This is a genomic window from Halalkalibacter wakoensis JCM 9140 (genome assembly GCF_000513095.1).
Lineage (GTDB): Bacteria > Bacillota > Bacilli > Bacillales > Bacillaceae_D > Halalkalibacter > Halalkalibacter wakoensis.
The window spans coordinates 33,216-57,887 of sequence record NZ_BAUT01000003.1 but is presented as its reverse complement, the minus strand read 5'-3'; the positions used below and the strand labels follow the sequence as shown (position 1 = coordinate 57,887).

22 protein-coding genes, 2 tRNA genes and 2 pseudogenes are annotated in these 24,672 nt (G+C 38.4%); 4 read left to right on the top strand and 22 right to left on the bottom strand.

Translation table 11 applies throughout. The features are described 5' to 3' along the window. Nucleotides 1-86: 86 nt before the first annotated feature. On the bottom strand, nt 87-1,079 hold the full coding sequence (locus tag JCM9140_RS02565; protein ID WP_034741941.1) for an asparaginase: 993 nt from the start codon (nt 1,077-1,079) through the stop codon (nt 87-89). 176 nt (nt 1,080-1,255) lie between these two features. Between JCM9140_RS02565 and JCM9140_RS02560 the strand changes: the two genes are divergently transcribed. The 3 genes from JCM9140_RS02560 to JCM9140_RS02550 all read left to right on the top strand — a co-directional run bounded on the left by JCM9140_RS02560 (nt 1,256) and on the right by JCM9140_RS02550 (nt 2,374). After that, nucleotides 1,256-1,600 (top strand): helix-turn-helix domain-containing protein, encoded by a 345-nt coding sequence (locus JCM9140_RS02560; protein WP_034741938.1) that lies wholly within the window; start codon nt 1,256-1,258, stop codon nt 1,598-1,600. A 163-nt stretch (nt 1,601-1,763) separates the two neighbouring features. Further along, the gene (rpsN, locus tag JCM9140_RS02555; RefSeq protein WP_034741936.1) at nt 1,764-2,033 is read left to right on the top strand and encodes a 30S ribosomal protein S14; all 270 of its coding nucleotides are present in this window, start codon (nt 1,764-1,766) and stop codon (nt 2,031-2,033) included. Nucleotides 2,034-2,047: 14 nt separating this feature from the next. Beyond that, a complete protein-coding gene (locus JCM9140_RS02550) occupies nt 2,048-2,374 on the top strand; it encodes a hypothetical protein (RefSeq protein WP_034741933.1) in 327 nt (108 codons plus the stop codon). Nucleotides 2,375-2,502: 128 nt separating this feature from the next. On the opposite strand, the pseudogene JCM9140_RS02545 reads toward JCM9140_RS02550, so the two are convergent. The 13 genes and pseudogenes from JCM9140_RS02545 to JCM9140_RS02485 all read right to left on the bottom strand — a co-directional run bounded on the left by JCM9140_RS02545 (nt 2,503) and on the right by JCM9140_RS02485 (nt 15,414). Beyond that, nucleotides 2,503-3,782 (bottom strand): annotated as a pseudogene (locus JCM9140_RS02545) (MATE family efflux transporter). A gap of 358 nt (nt 3,783-4,140) precedes the next feature. Beyond that, a tRNA-Val gene (locus JCM9140_RS02540) sits at nt 4,141-4,213 on the bottom strand. 56 nt (nt 4,214-4,269) lie between these two features. After that, a tRNA-Arg gene (locus JCM9140_RS02535) sits at nt 4,270-4,343 on the bottom strand. Between the two features lie 84 nt (nt 4,344-4,427). Continuing rightward, a complete protein-coding gene (locus JCM9140_RS02530) occupies nt 4,428-4,790 on the bottom strand; it encodes a hypothetical protein (RefSeq protein ID WP_034741931.1) in 363 nt (120 codons plus the stop codon). Nucleotides 4,791-4,914: 124 nt separating this feature from the next. Continuing rightward, a pseudogene (locus JCM9140_RS02525) lies at nt 4,915-5,342 on the bottom strand (BrxA/BrxB family bacilliredoxin). Between the two features lie 116 nt (nt 5,343-5,458). Next, complete coding sequence (locus tag JCM9140_RS02520) at nt 5,459-6,607, bottom strand: metal ABC transporter solute-binding protein, Zn/Mn family (protein ID WP_034741928.1); 1,149 nt, start codon at nt 6,605-6,607, stop codon at nt 5,459-5,461. Nucleotides 6,608-6,724: 117 nt separating this feature from the next. Next, nucleotides 6,725-7,204, bottom strand: a complete 480-nt coding sequence (locus JCM9140_RS02515; RefSeq protein ID WP_034741925.1) for a hypothetical protein — start codon at nt 7,202-7,204, stop codon at nt 6,725-6,727. 107 nt (nt 7,205-7,311) lie between these two features. Next, nucleotides 7,312-8,580, bottom strand: coding sequence for a dihydrolipoamide acetyltransferase family protein (locus JCM9140_RS02510; RefSeq protein WP_276563928.1), 1,269 nt, complete (start codon nt 8,578-8,580; stop codon nt 7,312-7,314). Between the two features lie 18 nt (nt 8,581-8,598). Further along, the gene (locus JCM9140_RS02505; protein ID WP_034741921.1) at nt 8,599-9,582 is read right to left on the bottom strand and encodes an alpha-ketoacid dehydrogenase subunit beta; all 984 of its coding nucleotides are present in this window, start codon (nt 9,580-9,582) and stop codon (nt 8,599-8,601) included. A 15-nt stretch (nt 9,583-9,597) separates the two neighbouring features. Further along, on the bottom strand, nt 9,598-10,593 hold the full coding sequence (locus tag JCM9140_RS02500; RefSeq protein WP_034741918.1) for a thiamine pyrophosphate-dependent dehydrogenase E1 component subunit alpha: 996 nt from the start codon (nt 10,591-10,593) through the stop codon (nt 9,598-9,600). Between the two features lie 22 nt (nt 10,594-10,615). Then, on the bottom strand, nt 10,616-12,037 hold the full coding sequence (gene lpdA / locus JCM9140_RS02495) for a dihydrolipoyl dehydrogenase (protein ID WP_034741916.1): 1,422 nt from the start codon (nt 12,035-12,037) through the stop codon (nt 10,616-10,618). Between the two features lie 51 nt (nt 12,038-12,088). Beyond that, the gene (gene bcd / locus JCM9140_RS02490; protein WP_034741913.1) at nt 12,089-13,189 is read right to left on the bottom strand and encodes a branched-chain amino acid dehydrogenase; all 1,101 of its coding nucleotides are present in this window, start codon (nt 13,187-13,189) and stop codon (nt 12,089-12,091) included. 176 nt (nt 13,190-13,365) lie between these two features. After that, nucleotides 13,366-15,414 carry a sigma-54 interaction domain-containing protein gene (locus JCM9140_RS02485; RefSeq protein WP_034741910.1) on the bottom strand — a complete coding sequence of 683 codons (2,049 nt, stop codon included), beginning with the start codon at nt 15,412-15,414 and terminating at the stop codon, nt 13,366-13,368. Between the two features lie 163 nt (nt 15,415-15,577). Between JCM9140_RS02485 and JCM9140_RS02480 the strand changes: the two genes are divergently transcribed. Beyond that, on the top strand, nt 15,578-15,820 hold the full coding sequence (locus tag JCM9140_RS02480; protein WP_034741908.1) for a DUF2627 domain-containing protein: 243 nt from the start codon (nt 15,578-15,580) through the stop codon (nt 15,818-15,820). A 72-nt stretch (nt 15,821-15,892) separates the two neighbouring features. Here the strand turns inward: JCM9140_RS02480 and JCM9140_RS02475 are convergent, their stop codons facing one another. The 8 genes from JCM9140_RS02475 to JCM9140_RS02440 form a co-directional block, all read right to left on the bottom strand. After that, nucleotides 15,893-16,687: an MraY family glycosyltransferase gene (locus tag JCM9140_RS02475; protein WP_034741907.1), complete on the bottom strand. Its 795-nt coding sequence runs from the start codon at nt 16,685-16,687 to the stop codon at nt 15,893-15,895. Between the two features lie 25 nt (nt 16,688-16,712). Next, entirely contained in the window at nt 16,713-17,354 is a 642-nt protein-coding gene (locus tag JCM9140_RS02470) for a glycosyltransferase family 2 protein (RefSeq protein ID WP_034741904.1), read from the bottom strand. Further along, nucleotides 17,347-18,477, bottom strand: coding sequence for a putative cytokinetic ring protein SteA (gene steA / locus JCM9140_RS02465; protein WP_052002011.1), 1,131 nt, complete (start codon nt 18,475-18,477; stop codon nt 17,347-17,349). Before steA ends, JCM9140_RS02470 begins: the two co-directional genes overlap by 8 nt. A gap of 400 nt (nt 18,478-18,877) precedes the next feature. Next, the gene (spo0A, locus tag JCM9140_RS02460) at nt 18,878-19,687 is read right to left on the bottom strand and encodes a sporulation transcription factor Spo0A (protein ID WP_034741901.1); all 810 of its coding nucleotides are present in this window, start codon (nt 19,685-19,687) and stop codon (nt 18,878-18,880) included. Nucleotides 19,688-19,929: 242 nt separating this feature from the next. Beyond that, on the bottom strand, nt 19,930-21,210 hold the full coding sequence (spoIVB, locus tag JCM9140_RS02455) for a SpoIVB peptidase (RefSeq protein ID WP_034741898.1): 1,281 nt from the start codon (nt 21,208-21,210) through the stop codon (nt 19,930-19,932). Between the two features lie 256 nt (nt 21,211-21,466). Further along, on the bottom strand, nt 21,467-23,191 hold the full coding sequence (gene recN, locus JCM9140_RS02450; protein WP_034741895.1) for a DNA repair protein RecN: 1,725 nt from the start codon (nt 23,189-23,191) through the stop codon (nt 21,467-21,469). Nucleotides 23,192-23,206: 15 nt separating this feature from the next. Beyond that, complete coding sequence (gene ahrC / locus JCM9140_RS02445) at nt 23,207-23,656, bottom strand: transcriptional regulator AhrC/ArgR (protein ID WP_034741893.1); 450 nt, start codon at nt 23,654-23,656, stop codon at nt 23,207-23,209. 182 nt (nt 23,657-23,838) lie between these two features. Further along, a complete protein-coding gene (locus tag JCM9140_RS02440; RefSeq protein WP_034741891.1) occupies nt 23,839-24,669 on the bottom strand; it encodes a TlyA family RNA methyltransferase in 831 nt (276 codons plus the stop codon). Nucleotides 24,670-24,672 lie beyond the last annotated feature (3 nt).

The following is a 24,672-nucleotide window of genomic DNA, read 5'->3' as shown; positions in this document are numbered from 1 at the left end:
TGACCTTTTAGAGAAACCCCGTTTCCTTGTGTCTTTTTCTACAGCAGCTTAGCATGAATATGGATTTAACATTCTCCCCTACTCTTCTATCCCCACCGTGCCGACAAGTCTCTTGCTACTGGTGTTTCTACTATTTCTTTTACTTCTTTTAAATTGCTCGTTTTCCCAAGAGCCCACATAAACTTAGCGACGATGGCGTCTTTATTCATATCTCCTGACAAAATAACATCATATTGTGCAACCTTTCTCCCTACCTCATACAAATACAAATCTTCACCCTCTTCAAGGCATTGAGTAGAAACAAGTACAGCAATCCCTTCATCGAGTACCTCTTTTATTTTTGGGAGTAAGTTTCTTTCTTCAAATGGAATCCCGCCATTCCCATAACTTTCAATCACAATTCCTCTATATACCTTTTTAAGAGCATCAAAGATTTCAGGTTTTGTTCCTGGGTGTAATTTCAAGACAAAAACATCAGGACACAAACGTGTATCAACAGTAAAGTCTTGCTTATTTACGCCTGGCTTCCAATGATACGAAACCTTACTTTCTTTAATAGCTGCCACATATGGCAAATTAATGCTTTCAAATGCATCGTAACTTTTGGTTCTCATCTTAACAGCTCTTGTTCCCATAATGACACGTCCATCAAAAACGACGAATACACCACCAATGTCTTCGCAAGCAAAAACGAGTGACTCGGATAAATTTTTTATCGCATCCGTCTTCTTAAAACTAATTGGCACTTGTGACCCGGTTAACACAACTGGTTTTCTTAGACCTTGAAGCATATAGGATAAGGCTGCCGACGTAAAGCTTAACGTGTCCGTTCCATGTGTAATAACAAAACCTTCAAACTCCTCATAATGTTCTTTTATTGCCTCAGCTATCTGAACCCAGTGTTCTGGTTGCATATTCGTGCTGTCTTTATTCATTAATATTTTATATGTAACATCCATTGTTGAACTATTCTCAAAAAATTGTAGCAATTCACTTGCCGATAAACTTGGGACAAGTCCTTGTTCCCCTTTAATTGCAGCAATCGTACCACCCGTTGCAAGTAACAATATTTTTTTCATCACCATTACTCCCTTTAGTCTGAAGAATCACGTTTGCGAAACGCGTACTTTTAATTAAGTATAATCGCTAAAAGTAAAAAAAATCAATATTTTGTTTTCATAACGCGTACTTATTTCTTGTTCTGTTTTTTTCTCATGATATAATAAGGATAGAAACCAAGTGGGAGTGTTATAAAATGTTGAAACGATTGGCGGAACTTAGAAAGGATAAAAATTGGTCTATGCAGGAAACAGCAGACCGTCTTGGGATTGCGAAAAGTACGTACGCTGGCTATGAGTCCGGTTATAGAATGCCATCCATTCAAGCATTAATCGAACTCGCTGATTTGTATGATACGACCGTTGATTATCTGTTAGGTAGGGAAGAAGATCATGTATCCAAAATTAATCTGACTGAACTAATTAACCTAGAAAAAACACGACTTTATCTCGATCAATTGCCTATTTCAACTGAGGAACTAATGGACTTCATTGCATTTACTAGAGTTAAAAGAGAGATGAAAAGTTCTCTTAAAGATTAAATGTTTAATATTTCAATATTTATCTTCTTTACCTTTCGATTTCCCCTCCCTCCTTTTGAAAAGGAATAAAATTCTCCTGGAACCTTTACATCGAATTCAATTTGTTTTATTATTTAAATCGTAACGATTACTATTATCATTTTAAGGTGGTGCTTTCTTTACTATGGCTAAGAAATCAAAAGTGGCAAAAGAAATAAAAAGACAAAAACTCGTTGCACGCTATGCCGAAAAAAGAAGAGAACTAAAAGAAAAGGGAGACTATGTGGCTCTTAGTAAGCTGCCAAGGGATTCTGCCCCTAGCCGATTAACAAGAAGATGCGAGCTTACCGGTAGACCTCGGGGGGTCCTACGTAAATTTAAACTCTCAAGAATAGCTTTTCGAGAGCTTGCACATAAAGGTCAAGTTCCAGGTGTAAAGAAATCTAGTTGGTAAAGGATGTGTGTAGATTGGAAAAATTAAAACCTATCACTTTCTTAACAGGCTTCTCTTCTAAAGACAAAAGTGATGTAATTAGAAAAATCCGAGGAAATTCCAACAAACAACTGAAAGTAATCCTTTATCGACCTCTAAATTTCAAGCTTGAAATTTGCTCAGAAGATCCCTTTTCTATTGCACACTTTATTAGTGAAGCTGTTCATCAAGAAGAGATAAATACATTATCCAATCTACTCACTGCACTCGAAAAGGATTCTTTAGATGATCAACTAGACGAGGTTATTTTAGATCTGTACCCCCTCACAGATCTAAACTCCCTTCCCTTTCTACGTAGATGAGTGAGGAATGGTGTTTCTTCCTTTAATAATCACACTGTTCAATAGTTAACTCTAATGAGCAAAGCAGAAAAAGAAAAAAGAGTGCCACCACCTCCCAATGGCGATACTCATCTCTCATTTGATCAAGCTTAAACACTTTTTTGCAAATCATCTTTAAACGTTTCATTCTTACTGATAACATCATTCATCCATTTTTTTGAAACAGTTCTCCTAAGTCCAAAGATCACTCTTGCCACTTCTTGTGTATTCGCCAATAAGAAGACAATGTAAATAGGCAACTGCAAGTAAGCTCCAAGTAAAGCTAGTGGCAATCCAACTAACCAAACTCCTAATAAATCAAGGTACATAACAAAACGTGTGTCCCCACCTGGACGTAACACACCAATGTTATTAACCATATTTAACATTCTAAATGGAACAATAAGCGCATAAACAAGCAAAATGGATTTTGCGTAATCAGCCGCAATTGGTGGGATGTTATAAAAACCAACAAAAATAGGGGCAATCGATACAATCGCCAAACCAACCGCGATAGAAAGAATTACGGTTATTTTCAAAAAGCGCTTAGCAAAATCATATGCTTGATCCTTTTCCTTAGCTCCAATACTATTTCCAACCATAACGGAGGAAGCATCCCCTAAACCGATAAACAAAGCCATTGATAACAACATCAATGGATCAATTAACGTAACGGCCGCTAACTGATCCGTTCCCATCCGAGCGTATACCCAAAAATAACTCGTTTCCCCGAGTGTCCAAAAAATATGATTCAAAATCGATGGGATAGAAATTGTAAAGTAATTTTTTACAGTTGGCCAATCAAAAACTTCAGTAAGCTGCAAACCCTTTAAACTACCCAACAAGTCAAATTGCATAATGAGGATCAACATGAACACACATTGAATGGTTCTAGCAATTACAGTTGCTATAGCCGCACCTTCTATCCCCATCTCCGGAAAACCCCAATTTCCAAATATAAACAGGTAGTTCAACAATGTATTAAAAGCAATAGCGAATATACTGATGTACATTGGCCTCTTCACTTCACCCATTGATCTTAAGATAACGGTTAATAAAATCGTCACTCCCGTAAAAAAGTAACTAACCGCTAGTATTGTAATAAAGCTAGCGCCTAACTGAACGACTTGTGTATCTAACGAAAACAATTGGATGAGTTGAACCGGAAATACCATGACAGCAGACGTAAAGAGAATTGAAGATATAGTAATAATACTCATCGTCAAGACGGAAATTTTACTTATCCCGACTTTGTCTCTTCTCCCCAATATTGTGCCGCAAATATCCCCGCACCACTTGCAAACCCTTGAAAAATTAAGATGAGTACAATTGTAATTTTATTAGCGACCCCAACAGCCGCAATGCTGTTCGCACCTAATTGACCTACCATAAGGGAATCAACCATATTTAACGAAGCCGTTAAGAAAAATTGAATCGTAATTGGGATCGCTAATGCAGCCATTTTTCTATAAAATTGACTCGTTTGATTTATTTCAAGCGACATACTCGTTCTCTCCCCGTCTAGCATACCCCCAGTTTCTGAACGAGTCGGAAATGATACTCGAACACTAATGCAAACCTATGCTCATATCATGCAAAATATCCAGGAAGAATTGCTGCTGATTTTGGATCTACCTTCTCTCATCAAAAACAGAAAAACAAATTAGTAGTATCAAATCACTTCTCTTTTCTCTCTCAAATAAGAAAAAACACCCTCCCATTAATAGGAAAGGTGCATCTTTTATGAATGACCCGTACTGGGTTCGAACCAGTGACCTCCACCCTGTCAAGGTGGCGCTCTCCCAGCTGAGCTAACGGATCAAGTTATTGACAAGGTTTAATATACTTGATTACTAGGATAATGTCAATTGATTTTTTGGCGCGCTAGTAGGACTCGAACCTACAACGCAAGAACCGGAATCTTGAATGATATCCCTTTCACCATAGGCGCACATTTCACAAGCGACGTATTCAAATATAACGTAAAAGAGAGCAATTGTCAAGTAGACAACCACTCTCTTTTAAATGATCTTTATTATTTAGCTTCTGTAGGAGCGCCCTCTTCTAACATTTGGTTAAAGCGTTCACTAATGTCTTCTTCCGTATATCCTGCTTCACCTAAGCGCGCTGCTAGATTCTTTGCCCAGAGCTGTAATCGTTGAGCCATTTTTGCATATTTCTTTGATTCAGAACCCTTAGCTTGGCTCGCACGACCTTCTGCATTGTTCATCACATTTTCAACGATGAATAGGCTTTTCCAGACCATTTCTTCATCTAATGTTTCATGTACGTCTCCTAGCTCTGCTACAACTTTACGATAATACTCACTAAACTCTTTAAAAGAAATTTCCTCTTCCATATTTAAATACACTTGAATTTGATCATACAAAGCTTGCATGTATTGCACACTCCTTAATTAACTTATAAGTTATTATAGCATAAGTACGTAACCTGCATTATGTACTTTATTAAAGAAAGAGCTTAAGGTCTATACATTAAGCTCTTTCCAGTAGAAGCCTTTTTTATTCTTTGCAAAAGTCATCAAATGCTTTCTCAAGCTTTTGAACAACTTGAATGGGTTCATGACCTTCAATTTCGTAACGCTCAACCATCGTTTTAATCTCACCGTCTTTTAGTAGTGCGAATGATGGTGAAGACGGTGCATACCCTGTAAAGTAATCACGTGCTCTTGCAGTTGCTTCTTTATCTTGTCCCGCAAAAACGGTAACAAAACGATCAGGCTGGGTTTCGTAGTTTTTCATATATGCAGCCGCCGGACGAGCAATTCCACCTGCACAACCACAAACAGAGTTAATCATACAAGTGTTGTTCCTTCTTTCTTTAACACTTCGTCTACTTCTTCTGCTGTTTGAAGCTGTTCATAACCTGCCTCTACCATTTCTTGACGAGCCACATTCACGACATCATTCATAAAAAAATTAAATTGCATGATTTCCCACCTCTTAGATATCTGTTTCTTTTATTGTAACCCGATCATTTAATAAAACCAATTCTTTTGCATCAAAAAAAGAAAAGATCAGCTATTACACTGATCTTTCGGCTACCTTATTGAAGCGCCTTTTCCAACACTTCAATATTTCTTCTCATTAAGCTAAAATAATCTTCATCATTCTCAACATCTTCTGTTACAAGAGCTTCAAGATTATGTAGGTATAAAGCTTCGGCTCCTACTTCATCCTTTACGACTTCTGCTACTTTAGTTGGAATGTTCTGTTCAAATAAAACATACTGTAATCCGTATTCATTAGCCAAATTAATGATGTCTTGCATCTGGCGTTGGGATGGTTCATTTGTTGGTGAAATACCTGCAATTCCGATTTGTTTTACACCATAACGCTCTTCCCAATATCCGTAACCAGCGTGAGAGACAAGAAATGTATCTTTTTCTGCTGCTTCAACCATAGATTGAAATTCAACATCAATTAATTCTAATTCAGCTTTTACCTCTTCAAAATTCGTTGTAAAAAATTCTTCTTGCTCAGGCATTAATTCAATCAAAGCATTTTTAATGTTTTCAGCTAGTGTAATAGAAAGAATTGGGTCCAACCAAACATGTGGGTCTTCATCATGATCGTGGTTGTGATCATCATGACTATGATCGTGGTCGTCTTCTTCCTCATGCGCATGATCATCATGGCTATGATCGTGATCATGGTCATCTTCATGCGCGTGGTCGTCATGGCTATGATCATGGTCGTGGTCATCTTCATGCGCGTGATCGTCATGGCTATGATCGTGGTCATGGTCATCTTCATGCGCGTGATCATGATCATGGCTGTGGTCATGGTCATAATCCAACAATTCAATACCTTCAGAAGCCTTTACGATTGCAACACCTTCTCCTTCAAGTGTTTCAATCAAAGCATCAACAAATCCTTCTAATCCAGCTCCATTATAAATAAATGCGTCTCCTTCAGCTACACTAATCATTTCTCTAGCTGTTGGTTCAAATGTATGAGCATCTGCTCCTACAGGAACAATGTTTGTTACATTTACAAACTCTCCACCAATTTCATTAGCAAAATTTTCAAGTGGGAAAATCGTTGTATATAACTCCAATGCTTCTACTTCTTCAGATTCAATTGGTTCTTCGTTAACTGGTTGCTCTGCTGCTTGTTCATTACCTCCACCACATGCCGCTAAAAACCCTGACAAAATTAAAGTCGAAGCAAACAAGCCTGATCGCTTTTTCATAAAAATCCCCTTTCGTAACGATTACGTTTTATTACAGTTACAAATTATATCGTAAGCTTTCCGATTTGTAAACAAAAAGATGAAGCATCAATAAACAAACATTGATGCTTCATCTTTCTATATCGATTGATTCACTAGCTCTAATCGTTTCTTATACAAGTTATTTAATTCCCTATAATGGTCAAAAAGTTTCGGTAATAACAAACGCACTTGTTCTTCGTCCCTCTTTTCTATAGCTGTATGGAACGAATCGGTTATCTCTTTATGCTTAGCAATCCACTCTTTATCAATTGCTTCCCCATTTTCCAGCTCCCCTTTTTGTTTTGCTTCCTTTAGTTTCTTTAGGAGTAAATCACGTTCGGAGCGAATGTCCTTCCACTTTTCTATTTCATCCGGCGCATACTTTTCTGCTAGTAATTCATAGTAAAAATCAAAATGTACTTTTAGCTCTTTCTTTATTTGTTCATCTTGCTGGCAACATTCCTGTTCTTCTTCTTCTATTGGACCTTCCGCTTGGACAGGTGCCAATGATGTAATCGCTACAGTCGTAAGCAAAACAATTTGGACAAGAAGAAACAAGTGGTGAAAACGTTTCATGAATTGGTCACCCTTTCCTTTCACTGTTAGTTATAGATTAACCAGGATGACTTTTTTTCATGTAAAAAAAGCTGTTAAGAAATTCAATTCTTAACAGCTTTGTCTTTTTAATAAATGGATGTCGTCTTGGCCGTCATGTTTTCGAGCTTCTCTTTTACCCTTGCTAAGAAACGTCCACAAACAAGTCCATCTAACACTCGGTGATCTAAAGAGAGACAAAGGTTTACCATGCTACGTATGGCAATCATATCCCCTGTTTCACTTTCTATCACAACAGGTCTTTTAACGATTGATTCAATGGAAAGAATCGCTGCTTGTGGATGGTTTATAATCGGTGTTGAGAGGATCGATCCAAACGATCCGGTGTTATTAATCGTAAACGTACCACCTTGCATGTCTTCACTATTTAACTTACCAGCGCGGACTTTACTTGCAAGTTCTTGAACCTCACGACCGAGCCCTTTTATTGTCTTTTCATCTGCTTGCTTAATGACAGGCACAAAAAGTGCATCATCTGTAGCCACTGCAAGCGAAAGGTTAATATCTTTCTTTTGGATAATCTTATCCCCAGCCCACATCGAATTTAGTTGGGGGAATTCTTTTAAAGCTTCCACTGTCGCTTTCATAAAAAATGGCAAGAACGTTAAGTTAAAGCCTTCTTTTTCTTTAAAGCTTTGTTTTATTTCATTACGAAGTTGAACTAGATTCGTTACATCCACTTCAACGGTCATCCACGCATGCGGTGCTTCATGTTTGCTCTTTACCATATTTGCTGCTATCGCTTTTCGCACACCCGAGACCGGAATTTCTCTATCACCTTGGCTTACCTTATTCGGCAGTGACTGCGCAACCGAAGGAGTTGACGTATTCGGTTCAACATATTGTTTTGGAGAAGTTGCTTTCTCAACTGATTGCTTTTCATTTCCTCCACCATCAATGATCCGTTGAAGATCCTTCCGTGTTATTCGCCCACCTTTACCCGTTCCTGTTACGTTCTCAAGATTGATCTGATGCTCTTGAGACATTCGTAACACAGCAGGGGAATAACGACGTTTTTGTGATTGATCGTTTTGTGGCTCATCATGAGGTATAGCAGGTCTTGATTCTTTCGCTTTTTCTTCACTAGTCGTAGTCATGCCTTCCACTTCAATCGTACAAATAACCACACCAACAGCAACAGTCTCATCCTCAGCTACACGTAATTCTTTAATTGTTCCTGTATAGGAGGACGGAACTTCTGCATTCACTTTATCTGTCATGACTTCTGCAATCGGATCGTACTTGTTTACAAATTGCCCTGGTTGTACAAGCCATTTGCTAATTGTACCTTCTGTTACACTCTCCCCTAACTGGGGCATCGTCATTTCCGTTGCCACTCGCTTCCCTCCTAACAATTAAAATTCAGCTAGCTCACGCATTGCTTTTTCAACTTTATCTGGATTAATCATGAAGTATTTTTCCATCGTTGGAGCATAAGGCATCGCTGGCGTGTCTGGTCCTGCTAATCGTTTGATTGGTGCATCTAAATCAAACAAACAGTGCTCTGCAATGATTGCTGCGACCTCCCCCATGATGCTTCCTTCTTTGTTATCTTCTGTAACAAGCAGGACTTTGCCTGTTTTGCTAGCTGCTGTGATAATTGCTTCTTTATCTAACGGGTAAACGGTTCGCAGATCAAGAATGTGTGCAGAAATCCCGTCACTCTCAAGACGCTCGGCTGCCTGAAGAGCAAAATGAACGGATAACCCATATGTGATGACAGTAATATCTTCCCCTTCACGCTTCACATCGGCTTTTCCAATTGGAAGAGTGTAGTCCTCTTCAGGTACTTCACCTTTAATTAAGCGATAGGCACGTTTATGCTCAAAGAATAGAACAGGATCTGGGTCTCGAATAGCTGCTTTCAATAGCCCTTTTACATCATAAGGAGTTGAAGGCATCACAATTTTCAACCCAGGTGTACTTGCAAAGATCGCTTCAACAGATTGAGAATGATAAAGTGCTCCATGTACTCCTCCACCATATGGAGCTCTAATTGTTATTGGACAACTCCAATCATTGTTCGAACGATACCGGATCTTGGCAGCTTCTGAAATAATTTGATTAACAGCCGGCATGATAAAATCAGCAAACTGCATCTCTGCTACTGGTTTCATCCCGTACATCGCCGCACCAATTCCAACACCCGCAATAGCTGATTCAGCTAATGGTGTGTCAATTACTCTCTGTTCACCAAATTGTTCGTATAATCCATTGGTAGCTCGGAATACGCCGCCTCTTGCACCAACATCTTCCCCAAGCACAAACACTTTGTCATCTCGTTCCATTTCTTCTTTAAGCGCCTGTGTCACTGCTTCTATATATGAAATGACAGCCATTGTACTTCCCCCTTCCTAATCTTCCTGATACGTATACAGCATGGCACTTTCAGGATCTGCATAAGGTGCCTGCTCTGCATACTCAGTCGCTTCGTTGACAATCTGTGCTAGTTCTTTTTCGATTGTTTCTGCTACTTGTTCTGTAAGAATTCCAACATCTTTTAAGTAATCAGCAAACGTAAAAATGGCATCCAATTTCTTTGCCGCTTCAACTTCTTCTCGTGAACGATAGGCACGATCGTCATCATCACTGGAGTGCGGAGTTAAACGATATGAAACGGTTTCTATGAGTGAAGGCCCCTCGCCTTTTCTAGCTCGGTCAGCCGCTTGTTTCACCGCGTCATACACAGCAAGAGGATCGTTACCATCAACGGTTACACCTGGCATCCCATAACCTATTGCACGGTCAGAAACATTTTCACATGCTAGCTGTTTTTCAATCGGTACAGAGATCGCATATTTATTGTTTTCACACATAAAAATAACCGGTAATTTATGAACACCTGCAAAATTAGCCCCTTCATGAAAATCACCTTGATTGGAAGATCCTTCACCAAACGTTGTGAACGTGACAAAATCTTTGCCTTCCATTCGACCTCCGAGCGCAATACCAACCGCATGAGGAACTTGTGTTGTAACAGGTGATGATCCCGTTACAATTCTGTTGCTCTTTTGACCGAAATGTCCTGGCATCTGACGTCCACCTGAATTAGGGTCTTCTGCTTTTGCAAACCCTGAAAGCATTAGATCACGTGCAGTCATTCCAAACGTCAGAACGACTCCCATATCACGGTAGTAAGGTAAAATATAATCTTTGTTTCGATCAAGGGCAAATGCAGCACCAACTTGAGCTGCTTCTTGCCCTTGGCATGAGATAACAAAAGGAATTTTCCCCGCACGATTTAAAAGCCACATGCGTTCATCTATTTTACGAGCTAAAAGCATCGTTTTGTACATTTCCAAAACTGTCTCATCGGATAAACCTAATGCCTGATGTCGATTGTCAGTCATTTTTCTTCCTCCCTCAAGAACATTATGAATGAATTGCTATACCTTCAACTGCTAAGGCCGCTTCGCCGATAACCTCTGATAACGTTGGGTGTGGATGAATCATTTCCGCAATTTCAACATGAGCTGCATCTAATACTTTTGCTAACGCTGCTTCTGAAATGAGATCCGTCACATGAGGTCCAATCATATGAACACCAAGCACATCTTGATTATCAGAATTAGCAATGATCTTTACAAAGCCATCCGTTTCTCCGTAGACGAGTGCTTTTCCAATTGCCTTAAATGGAAATTTCCCAACTTGAACACGAAAGCCTTGTTCAGTAGCTTGTTTTTCTGTCAATCCTACACTTGCAACTTCAGGATTGCTATAAACACACTTGGCAACCGTATCATAATTAAGAGGTTCAGGTTTTTTTCCAGCAATATGATCCACAGCAAGAATCCCTTCATGTGAAGCAACATGTGCAAGCTGAAGTCCGCCAATGACGTCTCCAATTGCATACATGTGAGATTCTTTCGTTTGGTTATATTGATTAACGACGATGGTTCCGTTTTTCACTTCAATATCTGTATTTTCAATTCCAATGTCAGCTATATTTGCTTTTCGTCCAACTGATAACAGCAATTGATCTGCCTTATAAGCTTGCTTTGTTCCATTTCTCTCAGCTTGGATCGCAATCCCGTCACCTGTTTCTAGCGTTTCAGGTAATACATTTGCGTTTGTTATAATTTTTATGCCTTTTTTCTTTAAAACTCGTGCAGCTTCTCTAGCAATGTCTGCATCTTCTGTAGGCAAAATCTGTTCACTAGCTTCAAGGACAGTAACACTAACTCCAAAATCGTTTAGCATAGAGGCCCATTCAATTCCAATAACTCCTCCACCTACAATAATGATTGAAGTAGGTAAGTGCTCAAGTTCTAGAGCATGGTCTGAAGTTAGAACGTATTTACCATCAGCAGCTAAACCCGGTAGCTCTCTAGGGGATGACCCTGTTGCAATAATGACATGTTTGGGGATGAGCATCGTATTTTCCTCTCCATCAGTACGTTCGATTGAAATTGTTCCAGGAGTAGGGGAGAAAATAGATGGCCCAAGAATCCTTCCTTTCCCTTCAAACACATCGATCTTTCCTCTTTTCAGGAGATGTTCAACTCCTCGATGCAGTTGGTCAACAACAGACTTTTTCCTCGCTTGTACTTTAGAAAAATTAAGGTTAATTTCCCCTGTCTCAACACCGTACTCATCCGCTTTTTTAGCTGTAGCATATACTTCAGCACTGCGTAACAACGCTTTACTTGGGATGCACCCTTTATGAAGACATGTTCCCCCTAGTTTTTCTTTTTCGACAACAGCTACTTTTAAGCCATGTTGCGCTGCACGAATGGCGGCTACATACCCACCGGTCCCTGCTCCTAAAATGACAAGGTCATATTCTTCAGCCATTTCTAGTCCTCCTAGCGTATGTTATTGAGGGCACTGGATTTTTCAGTGTGATTACCTCTCCCGACGAGACAAAATATGTTGGCCATTTTGCAAAAATTGACGTCTTGATCGTCTCATTCGTTCAATGCGTTCTTCAGCCATACGATCTGCCGCCTTGAATGTAGGGATTTGATCCCTTTTGGATATATCAAATACTTTCTCAATGTTTTGGTAGATTCCTTCTACTTTTTTTAATGCACGCTCACTATTATAACCATTTAGTTCATCCGCAACGTTAATGACTCCACCAGCATTGATTACATAATCAGGTGCATATACAATCCCCATATCATGAATTAAGCTACCATGACGTTCTTCTTTTAATTGATTGTTAGCTGCCCCTGCAATCACTTTTGCTTTAAACTGTGGGATCGTTTCATCATTAATAATAGCTCCAAGTGCACAAGGAGCAAAGATATCACAATCCACACCATAAATCTCATTAATATCTACTGCTTTTGCACCAAAATCAGTAACAGCTCGTGCAACCGAATCTTTATTGATATCCGTAACAATTAATGAAGCCCCTTCTTCGTGAAGGTGTTTGCACAAATTGTATGCAACGTTCCCCACACCTTGAACAGCAATGGTTTTTCCTCCTAAATCATCAGAACCGAACGCCTCTTTTGCCGCTGCTTTCATCCCTACGTACACTCCGTAAGCTGTTACGGGGGATGGATTACCAGAAGAACCAAAAGCCGGAGAAATACCTGTTACATATTCTGTTTCTTCATAAATGATGTCCATATCCTGAACCGTCGTACCTACATCTTCAGCCGTAATATAACGGCCATTAAGACCTTGTATATATCTTCCAAATGCACGAAACATTTCTTCATTTTTATCTTTTCGTGGGTCACCGATAATAACGGTTTTCCCTCCGCCTAAATTTAATCCAGCTGCGGCGTTTTTATATGTCATTCCTTTTGCTAAACGTAATGCATCTTCAAATGCATCTGCTTCGGTATCATACATCCACATTCTCGTTCCGCCGAGTGCAGGTCCGAGTGTTGTGTCATGGATAGCAATAATCGCCTTTAACCCCGACACCTTGTCTTGACAAACCACTACTTGTTCATAGTCGTAATTTTCCATATAAGAGAATAATTCCATGATAGCCTCCTTGAAACGTCATCTTTTTTTGATGACACCTTTGCCTCTTTATATGCAAAATGTGTGCCACAAACAAGATTGGCGCTTAAATCCTTACTAGTCTTCACAAAACGCTCACAATCCAAAATAGGTTCGTGCAAGTTTTTTCATAGTTACGCAAATACTTGCATGCAACATTATGCAAGCTCGAATTTTTCCATTTTATAATAAAGGGAACGAATTGAAATGCCTAATGATTTTGCAGCTTTTGTTTTATTTCCTTTCGTACGCTCAAGCGCTTTGATGATTACGGACCTCTCATAATCATTCAGCATTTGTGAAAGTGTCCCTTCATCATGTACATTCCTCACCAATGGACTATTTGATGGTTCCAATGCAGATAGAAGAGGTAAGTGCTCTCTCTCTATTTTCTGACTAGAGGGTTCCATATAAATCATCGTTTGAGCTAGTACATTTTCTAATTCTCTAACATTCCCAGGCCAATGGTACTGCGCTAAATAATCAATCGCTTGTTGTGAGATTTCTTGTACGTATCTACCATAATCTTTATTTAATTTTTGCAATAGATGTCTCACTAATAACTCAAGATCTGTTGTCCGATCACGTAACGGAGGTATCGAAATTGGAAATTTATTAATACGATAATATAAATCTTCACGAAAGCGTTCCTCAGCAATTGCTTGCTCTAGATTGACGTTTGTGGCTGCAATGACTCGTACATTAATAGAGATGGGCTTTGTTCCACCTACTCGTACAATTTCTTGTTCTTGTAGAACCCTGAGCAATTTCGCTTGCATCGAACTTGAAAGTTCCCCTAGTTCATCAAGAAAAATACTGCCATTGTTCGCTTCTTCAAACAAGCCTCGTTTTCCTCCACGTTTCGCTCCTGAGAATGCCCCTTCTTCATAACCAAATAACTCACTCTCTAATAGTTGCTCCGAGAGAGCCGCACAATTCACTCGAATAAAGGAATGATGTTTTCGGGTACTTTCATTATGTATGGCGTGAGCAAATAGTTCTTTTCCTGTCCCGGACTCTCCACGTAATAAAATGGTTGCAGGAGTTAAAGCTGCTAGTTTGGCTTGTTCAATCGCTATTTTCATTTCATCTGAAGTCCCGATAATCTCATTAAAAGAGTATTTCGCTTCAAGTGTTTGAATTCGTTTTTTGGCCCTCTCAAGTTGTCCATGTAACGAATTCAGCTCTGAGACATCATGTATAACACCGACACTTCCACGTTTCTTTCCATCAACGATAATAGGTGCGACATTGACAATCACATCTTTTTTATTTGGCCCTACTTTTAGTGAGACACCTCGAACGGCTTTACCTGTTTCAAGCACTTGTAAATGCATGCTTTCACCTTCGGAAATATCAGCAGTGGCAGGCTTTCCAATTACATTCTCACGTTGTAACCCTGTCAGCCTTGTATAAGCCGGGTTAATCATCAGTCCAATCCCTTTTTCATCTACAACCGAAATAGCATCATCTGACGAATGAATAATAGCTTCTAACATTGTTTGGATGCCTTTTAAGTTGGTTACTTGATTTGCCATTTCAACAATATCTGTTATATCTTTAAATACAGCTAGTGCCCCAATGCATCGCCCTTCTTCAATCATTGGCACTCGAGTCGTAATCACATTTGCCCCATTTTGGAGTTGTTGCTCTCTGTTATGTTCAGCTTGTTGTGTTTTTAATACTCTTGGCAAATGACTCGAGTGCATGACTTCTTGAATTTTACATCCAATTGCATGTTCAGCTTTCATCCCTGAAATTCGTTCAGCTGCTTCATTAAAAATAAGAATTCGTTCATCTGTATTTATCGCGATCATACCATCATGAGTTGAGTTTAAAATGGTTTCTTGGATTGACTTTTGCTCATCCAAGCGTATAATCAGTTGATCTTTTTCTTTCATTAAAGAATAAAAAAGTCTCGCTAACTGCGAAGGAATAATCATTGTTTGAGGAGAAACCATTTTGCGCACTTCCGTCAAGACATCCGGCCGACCGGTTGACTCAAAAATAAAATCAACATCATCATCAGCGCAAACTTCTTGCCATATCGTTCCTGTTTTGACATTGTTTCTTTTCGCCTCTACAATGCCAGGGGCTGACATGTTAAGATCGTACACAGCTACAACTTGAATGTGCTCCATGTTCATGAGCATCCGAAACAGAGCTGTCCCACCTTTTCCGGCACCAATAATTACCGCTCGTTTCATCATACTCCCCCCTTTTTATTACTTGGTCTTAACTTCTACTAATAATTTATCCTCTCCTTACTATTACGCAAATGACACAAAAATGCAACTACTATGATGTACACAAACTAGAAATTTCGTTAAGATAGAGGTAGGTTGATTTTATAATGAAAGAGGAATTAAGATGGGACGTTTTATAGCCTTAATGATATTAGTCATACCGGGAGTTATTGCTGGTTATGGCATAAAGCTTATGAGAGATACCATTTTCCAAATTATGAATACCCCTTTTCCTAATTTAACATTGCAATTTTTTATAGGTTTAGTATTATTCATTGCTGGATTAAGTTTTATCGGTGGGTTTATTTTTTACAGAGATCGAAAAAATGGCAAAATTGCTCCGAGGTTTCAAAAAAGAAAATCATAATCCTACTATTGCAAAATGATTCAGGGTTGTCCTATAAAGTCTAAAACCGACTTCATAAAGGACAACCCCTCTTTATTGCCTTTTAGCAACTCCCCATTGATCGATAACCCGTAACATAGAAGAATTTTCAATAATGTTGGAAAAGGAGTATTTTTCAGCGAGTAACATAAATAAAAATACGATCCCTAAAAGAATAAACTGCGTTGTAGGGGTAAAGTAGTGAATACTCACAACGGCCATTATCGCTCCAACAAGGGTTGCACCGTTATCTCCAAGCATCGCTTTTCGATACGCTTCAAGGAAATACCATGTACCAAAAAGGGCAACCAACATAATAATTGAGTGGATTGTTGGCAAAGGGATTACAAATAGGGCAGCCATAATGAAACAAACCGTTACCTTCCACACACGTAAAGGGCGTGTATCAAAGAGATTCATTACATGTGGAATGCCAATTAATAAAAACAAACTAACCATAAATGAAATTAATGTAAGAGTTTGAACGGTCGGTACATACAATAATGCTGTCACAACCGTACCAACGGCTTTTAGCAAACCCGTTGTAATTACTTTTTCTTCTAACGCATACATGACATGTCCTTTTAATCCTTTTGGATACGGAGTTCCATATATGTCGTCAATAAATCCCAAGAGCCAAATAAGAAGGATAAATAACACTGATCCTAATGAAAAGCTTGAAGCACCGTGATAAAGCACATAAAAAAGTCCATAACTAAACAAAATGGGTACACCTAAACTGTAGGGAACAAATTTACCTTCAAAGTTTTCTACACCCAGCTTCTTGGAATAAAAAATAACCATACTTAAATAAGCAATAAGTGGGATAGCAATGAAAAACACGATCATGGTTGAACACCTCGAAGTTGCCTTTCTATATCAGCCACTGTTTCAGTCGATGGACAAATCCCTTCACATCTCTACCCATTTCTCGATGCTTCATATTTGTTTCAATTTCTACACACGTTGCTCCAGCTTTTAAGACATCAATCGTCATCTGAGTCTCGATCCCAAACCCGTAGTACGACTTTCTAAGCAACACAGAAAGCCATTTTTTATGAAACGCTCTTTGCCCTGATAAAGGAGCTTCTAACTTTACTCCTGTTTCACGCTCTACAATGGACTGTACCCTTCTTTTCACAAAACCCATACCTGACTTTTTTCCTGGGTTAATAATAGATATTGTCATATCCGCTTTTGCTTCTAATAAAGGTGGAAGCAGAGAAAAAATCTCTTCTGCAGTCTCTTCTAAATCGGCATCTAAGCAAACGATGTAATCTCCTTTTGCTTCTTTCCACCCTCGTTGCATCGCCGTACCTTTTCCCTTATTATCTTGAAAAGATACGACGACGTCTGCCCATTTTCTTGCTACATCACTTGTCTGATCCTGGCTCCCATCATCTACTACAATTATTTCGGCTCTTAAAAAGTGCGGGTGGTTCCTTAGTGCCTGTAGTGTTTTCTCTATTGTTTTTTCCTCATTATAGGCGGCAATGATGAACGATGTCTCAATCATGCCTTAAGACCTCCTTCTTCTTCCAGAGACCCATTCTTTCGCTTACAAGTTGTTGAATGGTTTCCAGTAAAGATGGTTTTGGACGATGTCTTCGCGACCACTGTAACGGAAAAAACGAAGAATGTTCCAGAGTATGAATCCCTTTTAAATCGGTTATTTTGTCTCCTGCTTGTAACCGACAGAGCCATGTTGATCCCATACCTGCTCTTCCTTTCTCAAGGAATTCAGTCATCCCTATCCGACAACCTATTAAATAGAGACGATTTGCTCCAGACCAAAAAGAAGCAGTTATCGCTACATCTTCACTTGTCCCAACAAAGCGAATGGTTTCCACAAACAACCCCATATGATTTAACCTTTCTTTCCCTGGTGAAGTACCATTTGGATGTTCGTGGCAAATCAATTGAGCTCCACAAGCAATAGCCTTTTCACTTATCGAGTCCATATCACCTATAATGAAATCTGGAGTAATTTTTTGTTTTAACAAACCATCAGCCGCCCCGTCTACCGCTACGATCACACTCTCTTTTTTTAGCATTGCGCGTCGTACAACTTTAATGTCCAATTCATACTTCGTATTTCTAGCTACAATAAAGACGTCCTTTTCACTTGCAACATTTGAGAATGAGTTTGGCACTTTCGGAAATTTCGTAAACCATTGGCATTCTTTTTCCGCATAGGAAATGGTATTTTGAACAAATTCATCAAACTGATTTGAATAATTGGAATGTGCTTGTCTTTCTTTTTTTTCAATAACTTCCTCTGTATAAGAGAATAACGATGCAATAAAAATAGGATCTGATTCTTGACTAACATAGAGTTGATCTTCAAAAATGATGGCTTCTTCCCCGTGATATTGATCCTTTTGCTTTTCCGATCTGATAACATCGAATACAGGTATCCCTGCTTGCAATAGTGTTCGAACGTGGTCTTGACGATAGCGTCCCGTCATGGAAGGTTTTGCATTGATAACTGCTTTTACTTGTGCATCAATTAAACCATCAACAGCTACTCCATCTAAATCTTCATGCCACAAATAGACAATGCTTTTTTTCGGTAAGAAATGAAGCAACTTCTTTGTTTGTTTATGTTCATAGATAGGTCCTTTTATCAGATTCATCATATGAATACCCTCTTTTTACCGTTTGTTCATAATATGAGCTATTTTTTCATTTTTATTTATAAAACGTAACATATACTATTCTCACTATTTTCATGTAAGAAAAACAAAAAAGCATTTCCTACAATTTAGGAAACGCTAGAACTTCTGTTTTTCTTTACTTTTTTTCCATAAAAAGAACAAAATGAGGATAATGGACCATTTTATAAAAAAGACAACCGCCACCGTCCCTATCACAATGGCTTTTTGATTACTAAACAACAGCTTTCACTCCTCTCTCTATGTTAAATACTACACAGATAGTGAAAACCCTTTAAAAATAATCTTTAAGCTTTTTTAAAATAATAAAAAACACCTCAACATATGTTGAAGTGTTTTTGGACTAATCCTCATTGCGATTCTTTCAAGAAACTTTATGTTCAATTCTTAATTTATCAGCTACCATTGCGATAAATTCACTGTTCGTTGGCTTTGCTTTTGAATGACTTACTGTGTATCCGAACAAACTTGAAATCGAATCGATATTGCCACGGCTCCATGCAACTTCAATCGCATGGCGAATAGCACGTTCAACTCGACTTGATGTTGTATTAAACTTTTTCGCGATGTCAGGATAAAGAACTTTTGTTATCGAGCCTAACAACTCAATATCATTGTATACCATTGTAATCGCTTCACGTAAATACATATATCCTTTTATATGAGCAGGAACTCCAATTTCATGAATGATGCTTGTAATGCTTGCATCTAAATTAAATCCTTGTTGCTCTGCAGGCTTGCTGTTTATATTTGAAATAAATGAGTTCGTAGAAGGTGACTGCTGGATAAACGATCTTGTCTGACCACTAATCTCACGAATATTAGAGATTAAAACTTCCATATCAAACGGTTTAAGTACATAATAAGCCGCACCTAAGTCAACTGCTTTCTTTGTAACATCTTCTTGCCCGAACGCAGTTAGCATAATGATATTTGGTTTTTTCTTTAAATTTAATTTATTGATTCTTTCAAGAACGGCCAACCCATCTAAGTGTGGCATAATAATATCAAGAATAAGGACATCCGGTTCTTTCTCTTCTATTAACGTTAAACATTCTTGTCCGTTGTAAGCTGAACCAACTACCTCTAAGTCACTCTGAGCTGATATGTATTCATTGAGTAGATTAACTAACTCACGATTATCATCTGCAATACATACTTTTATTTTTTGCATGATAAAGCCTCCTCTGTTCCATTTAACTGTCATATTATAACCTTTTCGACAGTCATTTTTAAATCCCTTTTATTTTTTTAAAATTTATAAGCTTTTTTCACGTTTTCTAACTCATTCTCCACCATACTACCTTATTCGACCTTATTCGAACCTTGACAAGTTTAGAGTATTCCTTTTGTCGAATTTTCTTTACACGTTTAATGATACCATAAATTCTAGAAATGAAAAGAAGTCAAAGCGAATTAACTCGCTTTGACTTCTTGTGTATTTGAAAAATGATCAGTTACTCCTGCCTCTTCTAACATCCAGCTAATGTGACAACCATAGCCACTAGTCGGGTCATTAACAAAGACATGTGTTACTGCACCAATGATTTTTCCATCTTGAATAATGGGACTTCCACTCATGCCTTGTACAATCCCACCTGTTGCTTCAAGTAACTTCGGATCTGTTACTTTAATAACCATTCCTTTTGTAGCTGGTTGTTTTTGGGGAACGGAACTGACAATTTCAATATCATATTCTTCGACTTCTTCCCCTTCTACAACCGTTAAGATTTTAGCCGGCCCTTCTTTTACATGCGTTGAATGAGCAATTGGCATTTTTTTATCGTGTATATTATTTTTTAAGTTTGCCTCTTTTAATGTTCCAAATATGCCAAAGGAACTATTCTTTTCTATACTACCTAAAACATCTCTTTGTTGAGATAAACTTGCCAACTTTTCACCTGGATCGCCATTGCTCCCTTTTTCAATAGAAGTAACAGAAGATCTGATAATTTGACCGTCGTGAACGACAATTGGCTTTTGAGTATCAACATCTGAAATGACATGACCCAATGCCCCGTATTTTTTTGATTCTGGATCATAAAAAGTTAACGTTCCAACGCCCGCTGCAGAATCTCGAATATATAGACCCATGCGGTAGGAATGTTCTCCTTTTGCCTTAACAGGAGTTAATTCTTTTTCTAAGATTTGTTGGTCACGTTTCACTTCAAGTTTTAGGGAACGTTCGTCATCTCCGGCAGCCTGGACATACTCCCCAACCTGACTCATTCGTTGGATTTCATGATCATCTATTTTGGTAATCATGTCACCAACTTGAATGCCAGCATCTTCACCTGGTGATGTATTTCCGTTTTTGCTTTCAACTAAGTGATGACCTACGACTAAAACCCCTTCAGTGTTTAATTTAACGCCAATAGATTGTCCACCTGGAATAACTTCTGTTTTCGGAAGCACATTAACATCAATACTTTTGACTGGAAAGCCCGCAACTTCTAATGAGACATTCTCAGTTGCTTCTTCTTCACTTGCTCCGTTCATTTGAAAAGTAAGTGCTGATGGCGTTGTTGCAGCTTTAAGTGCTTTGGTTTCTTCCAAAACAGGCGACATATCCCCTTCATATACAGTCATTGCTGTAGGAATATGGACCCATTCACGTACACCATCAGAAAAACCTAAACTTACGACAAATAACAAAACAAGTATACCTAATGTTTTTCTTACTGCATCGCCTCTCACTCACTTCACTCTCCTAGCTCCTTGCCCACACCTCCGTTACTGGCTGTACTATTAATGTTGCCTTAGAGCACAACAATTATAACTGGAACAAAAAGAAAAAAACTTACCTTTCTTTAGGAAGCTAAATACCGTTTTTATTCATTTTTAAAAGCCTGCTATAAGTGGAATTTTAATAGCAGGCTTAAAATGTGTGAAAGAATGTAGAATAAACTTGAGGAGTTTTGAGCATGGTTTTATGTTCTACCGAATCCTTCCATTAAGCTGGTTGCTTATGCAATTTAGCTAGCTGTAACAGTTCTTTTGCATGTTCTCGTGTTAATTCCGTTACCTCTACACCCGAGATCATTCGTGCTATTTCATCAACCTTTTCTTCTACGGAAAGGATTTTGACCGATGTTTTTACTCTGTCTTCTTCTTCATACTTCTGAATATACAAATGTGAATCAGCCATTGCTGCAACTTGAGGAAGATGGGTAATACAAAGAACTTGAGATCCTATCGAAATCATATGAATTTTTTCGGCAATTGCCTGTGCAACACGGCCACTGACTCCTGTATCAACCTCATCAAAAATAACAGATGTAATTCCTTGCTGATCGGAAAAAATCGATTTAATCGCAAGCATGATTCGAGAAATCTCTCCTCCTGATGCGACTTTCGAGAGTGGCTTCATTGGTTCACCTGGATTAGTCGTTAAATAAAATTCAACTGCATCAATTCCATCTGGACTAAATGGAATTACCTGCCCATTCACGATTGGAGAATGTTTGGCTGGATGCTTTTCCGTAATACGTACATCAAATTTTGTTTTTTCCATATATAATGAACGTAATTCACTATGAATCGCTTCGGTTAATTGTCGAGCTGCTTTTTTTCGAATGGTTGTTAATGCTTTTGCTTCCACAAACAGATCATCCCAAATCCCGTCCAATTCTACCTGTAACGTAGACAACCGGTCATCTTTATGAAGGATCGTGTCTAATTCTTCTTCTACTTTTGAAGCATAAATTAAAATCTCATCAACCGTCTCACCGTATTTTCTTTTCAAACGTTGAATTTCATGAAGCCTGGTTTCGATCATTTCAAGACGAGCTGGATCAAATTCAATTTGTTCTACACGGTCTCGAAGCGCAAATGCAGCTTCTTCTAATAAATAATAACTGTTGCTAACCGATTCAAACAGCTCCTTTAACTCATTGTCAATCGAAGCGGCTTCCTCTAAGTGAGAGACAGCATTATTAATAAAATCTAACCCTCTTCCTTCTCCGTACAAACTTAAATAGCTATCTTGTAAGAGAGAAAATAACTTCTCTCCATGAGCCAATTTATTTCGCTCATTCATTAATTGAACGTCTTCTTCTGGAGATAACTTTGCCTGATCAATTTCGTCCAACTGATATTGAAACAAATCGGCTTTCTGTGCTAATTCTTGATCATTCTCACTTAAACGTAGTAATTGTTTTTGTAACTGTTTGGCTTGTTGAAATAATGTTTCGTATTCTTTTTGTGTTTTTGCTAAATCTTGTGCAGCATATCCATCTAACATCGAAATGTGCTTTTCTGCTTGCATTAATGATTGGTGCTCATGCTGGCCATGAATATCGACAAGCGCTTGTCCTATTTCACGTAAAATGGCAAGCGTCACTAACTTTCCATTTATTCTACAAATACTTTTGCCTTGCGCTGTAATATTTCGTTGCAAGATAAACATAGAATCTTGAGCATCTATACCAAATTCCTCTGCTTTTTTTATTAAAGGATGATGGTCTGATACGATAAATAACCCTTCAATTTCAGCTCTTTTTTCTCCATGTCTTACATATTCCGCAGAACCTCTACCACCTAGCAAAAGTCCTATCGCGTCAATGATAATTGACTTTCCTGCCCCGGTCTCCCCAGTCAAGACGGTTAACCCTTTTTCAAATTGAACGGTTAACTCATCAATAATTGCAAATTGACGGATTGTTAATTCAATTAACATACTTACGTCACACCCTTATAACATATCTAAAAATCGTTGTGTAACACCCGGACCTTCTTCCTTTGTTTTGCAAATAATTAAGATCGTATCATCCCCACAAATGGTTCCTATTACTTCTGTCCAATCTAAATTATCAATTAATGCCCCAATGGAATTAGCGTTACCGGGGAGCGTTTTCATTACGATTAAATTATCCGAGCGATCAATACTAACAAAACTATCCATTAACGCACGTTTCAACTTTTGAAGAGGATTGAATCTTTGATCTGCCGGTAAACTATATTTATAACGACCATCTAACATCGGTACTTTCACTAAATGGAGTTCCTTAATATCTCTAGAAACGGTAGCTTGCGTGACATTGTAACCAGCTTCTCGTAGTTGTTCCACTAAATCATCTTGAGTTTCAATTTCGTTATTTGCAATAATATCTCTAATTTTAATATGTCTTTGACCTTTATTCATATCATATTCACCTATTTCTTCACGATCTCATCTATCTACATTATCTACGTAAATGAGCTACAATACAACTGAGAAAGACAAGATTATTGGTTCCTTTTCAATAAATCTCAATTTATTCATGCATTTATTTGAATAAAAACCCAATCTAAAAAAAGAAAAGTCTCAACTGAGACTTTTCTTTTTTACTCTTCTTGTTTAGCTTTTAATGCTTCATGTGCTTCATTAACAATTTCTTGAATGACAATCGCCTTGTCCATTTCACTGCCATCTTCTGCTGCTAATTGTAAGTGCAGTAAGAACTCAATGTTTCCTTCTCCACCTTTGATCGGAGAATAGCTTATTCCACAAACAGCATATCCTTCAGCCAACGAGAACTTCGTTATGTTCTGCAATACTTCTTCATGAACATTTTTATCCCGAACGATTCCCTTTTTCCCAACTTGATCACGCCCTGCTTCAAATTGTGGCTTAACTAAGGCAATAACGTCTCCTTTGGCTACAAGAATCTTTTTTAAAACAGGCAGAATGAGTTTTAACGAGATAAACGATACATCAATGGTTGCAAATTGAGGCAAACCCTCGTGCAAGTCTTCTGGAGTAACGTAACGAAAGTTCGTTCGCTCCATAACGGTTACCCTCTCATCTTGTCGGAGCTTCCAAGCTAATTGATTGTAACCGACATCCAGAGCATAAACCGATTTCGCTCCATTTTGGAGGGCACAATCAGTAAACCCTCCAGTAGAAGCACCAATGTCCAGAACGACCTTTCCTTGTAAAGAAATAGGAAATACATCAATTGCTTTTTCTAATTTAAGCCCTCCACGACTCACGTAAGGAAGAGGACTCCCTTTTAATTCAAGAGGAGTGTCACGATCCACTTTCACGCCAGGTTTATCCATTCTCTCTGTGCCAGAGAACACTAACCCTGCCATTATGGATCGCTTCGCCTTTTCTCTCGTCTCTATTAATCCTCGCTCGACTAGCAAAACATCTATTCGCTCTTTCTTAGTCAAAGT